6 protein-coding genes and 2 pseudogenes are annotated in these 4881 nt (G+C 63.7%); 3 read left to right on the forward strand and 5 right to left on the reverse strand.

Going from position 1 to position 4881, the window contains the following annotated elements; translation table 11 throughout:
- From EN932_RS29325 to EN932_RS29340, 4 genes are all read right to left on the reverse strand, one after another.
- Positions 1–562: tripartite tricarboxylate transporter permease (locus tag EN932_RS29325; protein ID WP_206618972.1), on the reverse strand; the 562-nt coding region annotated here is incomplete at its 3' end.
- Between the two features lie 10 nt (positions 563–572).
- The gene (locus EN932_RS29330) at positions 573–1046 is read right to left on the reverse strand and encodes a tripartite tricarboxylate transporter TctB family protein (RefSeq protein ID WP_063169000.1); all 474 of its coding nucleotides are present in this window, start codon (positions 1044–1046) and stop codon (positions 573–575) included.
- A gap of 74 nt (positions 1047–1120) precedes the next feature.
- Positions 1121–2098, reverse strand: a complete 978-nt coding sequence (locus tag EN932_RS29335; RefSeq protein WP_063168999.1) for a tripartite tricarboxylate transporter substrate-binding protein — start codon at positions 2096–2098, stop codon at positions 1121–1123.
- A gap of 175 nt (positions 2099–2273) precedes the next feature.
- Positions 2274–2729, reverse strand: a complete 456-nt coding sequence (locus tag EN932_RS29340) for a DUF2214 family protein (RefSeq protein ID WP_024502811.1) — start codon at positions 2727–2729, stop codon at positions 2274–2276.
- A 202-nt stretch (positions 2730–2931) separates the two neighbouring features.
- Between EN932_RS29340 and EN932_RS29345 the strand changes: the two genes are divergently transcribed.
- A complete protein-coding gene (locus EN932_RS29345; protein WP_013529609.1) occupies positions 2932–3465 on the forward strand; it encodes a GNAT family N-acetyltransferase in 534 nt (177 codons plus the stop codon).
- 5 nt (positions 3466–3470) lie between these two features.
- Positions 3471–3572, forward strand: a pseudogene (locus EN932_RS39160) (DUF4892 domain-containing protein); the annotation flags it as partial.
- Between the two features lie 34 nt (positions 3573–3606).
- Here EN932_RS39160 and EN932_RS29355 read toward each other — a convergent pair.
- Entirely contained in the window at positions 3607–4371 is a 765-nt protein-coding gene (locus tag EN932_RS29355) for an IclR family transcriptional regulator (protein ID WP_128369271.1), read from the reverse strand.
- A 183-nt stretch (positions 4372–4554) separates the two neighbouring features.
- Between EN932_RS29355 and EN932_RS29360 the strand changes: the two are divergent.
- A pseudogene (locus EN932_RS29360) lies at positions 4555–4881 on the forward strand (tripartite tricarboxylate transporter substrate binding protein); the annotation flags it as partial.

Below are 4881 nucleotides of genomic sequence, written 5' to 3' on the forward strand. Positions count from 1 at the left end.
AAATGTCGGTGCCGACAACGCCGAGCAGCAGGCCGAGCACGACCATGGCCAGCGCCTTGACGATCGAGCCGTGGGCGAGCGCGACGGACGAAACCAGGCCGACGATCATCAGCGAAAAATACTCGGCCGCGCCGAATTTCAGCGCGATCGCCGTCAGCGGCGGGGCAAAGATGGCGACGAGGAACGTCGAAACGGTGCCGGCAAAGAACGAGCCGATGGCCGCGATCGCGAGGGCCGCCCCGGCGCGGCCGTTCCTGGCCATCTGGTAGCCGTCGATCGCGGTGACGGCGGACGAGGATTCGCCGGGCATGTTGATGAGAATGGCGGTGGTCGAGCCGCCATATTGCGCACCGTAATAGATGCCGGCGAGCATGATGAGGGAGGAAACCGGGTCGCCGATCTGGAAGGTGATGGGCAAAAGCATGGCGATGGTCGCGGTGGCGCCGATGCCGGGCAGGACGCCGATCAGCGTGCCGAGAAGGACGCCGATCAGGCAGAAACCGAGGTTGGTCAGCGACGTCGCCGTCGAAAAGCCGAGCGCAAGGTTGTCGAGCAGATCCATGCTCATCGCCTTACGACACCAACCACGGGGCCAGCCACGGGCCGAAGCGGCGGAACGGCAGGCCGAGCGCGTAGCTGAAGACAAGGAATGCAAACAATGTCAGGCCGGCCGACAGCACGAGCGCGGTCAACGGCTTCATGCAGCGGCTGGCAAACGACGCGATCAGCGCCGTCAGGAAGATCGACGGGATGAATCCGAGGCCGCGCACCGTCAGGCCGAAGAAGATCGGAGCAGGCAGGATGAGCAGCATGCCGCGCCACGCAATATGCCCGACCGCTTCGCCCTCGACGCGTACAGCCTGGACGAGAATGACGGCGCCAAGCAGGACCAGCACGATCGCCAGGACCAGCGGAAAATAGCCTGGCCCCATGCGCAACGCGGTGCCGATTTCGAGGCCGAGCGATTGCAGCGCGAACCATGCGCCGAAACCGATGAACAGGGCGGCGCACAGGCCGTTGGCCCTGTCGATCGCGAAAGGTTTCATGATGGTTCTCCCAAGCCGCGGTGCGTAGCGGATGCCGAGCGAACAGGGGCGCCGGTGGCGCCCCTGTTCAAACCTCAGTCGGCATACTGGCCGGCGGCTTCGATGATCGGCTTCCAGCGCGCGATCTCACTTTCCAGCTTGGCCTTCAGTGCGGCGGGCGTCGCATCGGCCTCGGGCGATGGCTTGGTGCCGAGTTCGGCGAAGCGGGCCGCGACGTTCTGGTCCTTCAGCGCGACCTGAAGCGATTTCGACAGGCGTTCGGTGATCCCGGCCGGTGTGCCCTTGGGTGCATAGAGACCGTGCCAGATGCCGACCTGCACTTCGGGAAGGCCGCCTTCCACCGTCGTCGGGACGTCTTTCAGCACATCGAGGCGCTCCGGCGAGGTGACGGCATAGGCCTTGATGGTGCCGCCCTGGATCTGCTTGGTGGTGTTGGTCGTCTGGTCGCACATGATGTCGACCTGACCGCCGAGGAGATCGGTCATGGCCGGGCCGGTGCCCTTGTAGGGCACGGTGACCAGCGGCGTCTTGATGGCGCTCATGAACAGCATGCCGCACAGATGCGAGGCCGCACCGATGCCGGCATTGGCGACGGTTATGGAATCCTTGTTGGCCTTGGCGTACTCCACCAACCCCTTGAGATCGGTCGGCTCCAGGTCCTTGCGGCCGACGATGGTCATCGGCACCTCGGTGACGAGGCCGACATATTCGAAGGCGTTCAGCGTGTCGTAGGCGAGCTTTCTGTACAGCGTCGCACTTGTCGCCATGCCGATATGATGGAGCAGCAGCGTATAGCCGTCAGGCTCGGCGTTGGCGACGCGGCCGGCACCCAGCGTTCCGCCGGCGCCGCCGACATTCTCGACGATGACCTGCTGGCCGAGATCCTTCGACATCGCTTCGGCGACGAGGCGCGTGACCGTGTCGGTCGGACCGCCGGCGGCAAACGGTACCACAACGGTGATGGTTCGTTCAGGATAGGTCTGCGCGCTGGCCGCGAACCCATAAAGCGTGACGGCCGCGGCAGCAGCCAGAGCGGCGACAAATCTTCTCATCGTGATCTCCTCCCGGGATATGAATCTCCAACGCCGCGCGGATCTCCTCTCAACACCGGCTGCGCATGAAGCAACAACTAGGGCAAGCTAGCAAATAGCAACTGGGCGGCAAACTGCCGATATCCGCAAACATCCGCACTCGATGGGTGGATAATGTCGGAGGGTGATCGCCACCCTAGTAGCCGTAGCCGCGCGCCATCGCCGCGGCGAAGACCGGGATGAGCAGGAAGATGAAAGCTTCGGCGCGGATATAGGTCTTCACGGACGCAAGTTCGGTCGCCGGCACCTGGAACGAGGCATTGCCGCTCGCCTGCCTGTTCCAGGATATGAAGCGGACGGTCGGGATGATCGACAGCAGGCCGACAGCGCCGAACGCCGCTATCTTGGCCCAGAACACCCAGTTGTAGACGTAGAATTCCCAGCCCTTGAGGCCATAGAAGACGCGGCCGATGCCGACGACGATGATCAGCGCGGCGATGACGCCGTAATGGCGGTCGATGCCGGCGAGCCTCTTGAGCGTCGCAGCACCCAGGTCGCCGCGGATCAGGACGAATTCGGCGCCGATGATCCCCGCCAGCGAAAACACCAGCAGATGATGGAAGATCGCAAGCACAAGATCGGTGGTATCCATGCTCTTTTCCCTGGGTTTGACGCCACCAATGCGCGCCTGAAAAAAGGTCGGGCTGGCAGGTGTTGAATCAGCCTGCGGTGAAAAATAACATCGTCGCGCAAAATTCCCATAGCGGCGCCTGGATGATGGGCCGTGTTGCCCTGGCCCCTTGCGCAGCACCGGCGATTTGCTAAGCGCTGGCGATCCGTGCGAGGCAGATCCCATGAACAATCCGCAAGCGACCAGTGCTCCTGTCATCGAAACGAAGCGAACCATCCTGCGGGCACACCGGCTGGATGATTTCGACACCTATGCCGCGATGTGGACCGATCCCGTCGTCACCCGCTTCATCGGCGGCAAGCCGCGCACGCGCGAAGAAAGCTGGATGCGCTTCCTGCGTCACGCCGGCCTGTGGTCGTTGCTTGGCTATGGCTTCTGGGCGATCGAGGAGAAGGCGACCGGGCGCTTCATCGGCGAGGCCGGGTTTCACGATCTGAAGCGCGACATGGAACCATCGATCGAAGGCATTCCCGAGGCCGGGTGGGCGCTGGTTCCGGCCGTGCACGGGGCGGGCTTCGCCACCGAGGTGGTTGGCCGCGTCCTGGCATGGGGCGAAGTGATTTTCGGGCGCGAGAAGACCGTCTGTATCATCGATCCGGAGAATGGCGCTTCGCTGAGGGTGGCTGCCAAGTGCGGTTACCGGGAAGTGGTAAAGACCACCTATCACGACGCTCCGACCATCCTGCTGGCGCGGTGACCTGAGCGGCGCGATTGACCGCTGCAGGCGCCGGCATGATGGCACCTGTCGCCAGCAACGATGACGAGGCGGGCCGCGCCAAGAACCGCCGTGTGGTTCTGGTCAAGTTGAACTGGGCGAGCCTTCCAATCAGGCCGCATTCTACGGCAGGGCGTCCGCTGCCAGGCTTGCCTGCTCGAGCATTGAGGCGTCCTCGCCGAAGGCGCGGGTGGCGCGGGCCGCTGCCTCGAGCAGCGGACGCTTTATGCGCTGCAGAAAGGCCGCGTCGACGCGCGTGCTTGGTCCAGCCAGGGTCAAGGCGCCGAGCAGGACGCCCCCCGGCCCGAATACCGGCGCCGACACGCCCCCGGTCTCGGGGTCGCGGTCGCCGACGGCGAGACAGTTGCAGGTCTTGCGGATGGTCTCGTAGGGTTCGCCCTGCTGGCCCGAAAACGCTGCGAGCACGCGGCCGCCCGAGCCGAGCAGCAAAGGCAATACGTCGCCTTCGCGTATCGTGTAGCGGATCGGGTGCTTGGATTCGACGCGGTAAAGACAGGTGCGGACATCGCCCGAGCGAACGTAGAAGGCAACGCTTTCCCAGCTTCGCTCGGAAAGATCGCGCATGATCGGCAGCAGGATGTCGACCGCCACGACCGAACGCTGGTAGAGCGCACCGAGCCGAAACGTCGCGGGTCCGACGCGGTAGCGCCCATTGTCGAGGCGCTCGAGCAATCGTCCGCGCAAAAGGGAATTCGCAAGCCGCAGGATGGTGCTCTTGTAGAGGCCGGTGCGCGCCGCGATTTCGGCTAGGCTGAGCGACCGGTCCTCCGTGCTGAAGGCATCGAGGATGGCAATCGCCCGATCGAGTGCTGCAACACCTTCGGCGCGGTCGATTTCCGCATCTGCCGATTTGCTTGGCGAATCCATGGCGGTTCCAGTTTGAAGAAAGCCGAGCGACGCGACTGTGTCGCGCCGCCAAATCGTTCTGTCCAGTAGAATATCGTTTCCGTTGACAGAACTCCGTAACATCTGCTTGAAATCGATGACGGGTCTGGATGCAGGCGCGTTTTGGCGGGCACCGGAGGAGGTGTCGTGATTTGGAGGAATCCCATGCTGGACAGACGCAGATTTTTGATGAGCACCGCAGCCGTGGGTGCCGGGCTGATGACGTCGCATCTTTCTCCCGCTTTGGCCGAAGGCGCGCCCCAGATACAGCTCTTCGTGCCTGCCGCACCGGGTGGTGGCTGGGACCAGACGGCGCGCACGATCGACCAGGTGCTGCGCAGTGAAAAGCTCATCTCGGGTTCGCAGATCACCAATGTCGGCGGCGCCGGCGGGACTGTCGGGCTGCCGCAATTCATCAGCCAGTGGAACGGCAAAGGCAATTCCCTGATGGTTGCCGGCATGGTCATGGTTGGCGCCATCATTGCCAACAAG

This window comes from Mesorhizobium sp. M7A.F.Ca.US.002.01.1.1 (assembly GCF_004022955.1).
GTDB classification, from domain to species: domain Bacteria; phylum Pseudomonadota; class Alphaproteobacteria; order Rhizobiales; family Rhizobiaceae; genus Mesorhizobium; species Mesorhizobium ciceri.

Bases quoted from the DNA above. Each gene is read 5' to 3' on its own strand.
- EN932_RS29330 (WP_063169000.1), bottom strand. From the start codon at position 1,046: ATGAAACCTTTCGCGATCGACAGGGCCAACGGCCTGTGCGCCGCCCTG.
- EN932_RS29335 (WP_063168999.1), bottom strand. From the start codon at position 2,098: ATGAGAAGATTTGTCGCCGCTCTGGCTGCTGCCGCGGCCGTCACGCTT.
- EN932_RS29340 (WP_024502811.1), bottom strand. From the start codon at position 2,729: ATGGATACCACCGATCTTGTGCTTGCGATCTTCCATCATCTGCTGGTG.
- EN932_RS29345 (WP_013529609.1), top strand. From the start codon at position 2,932: ATGAACAATCCGCAAGCGACCAGTGCTCCTGTCATCGAAACGAAGCGA.
- EN932_RS29355 (WP_128369271.1), bottom strand. From the start codon at position 4,371: ATGGATTCGCCAAGCAAATCGGCAGATGCGGAAATCGACCGCGCCGAA.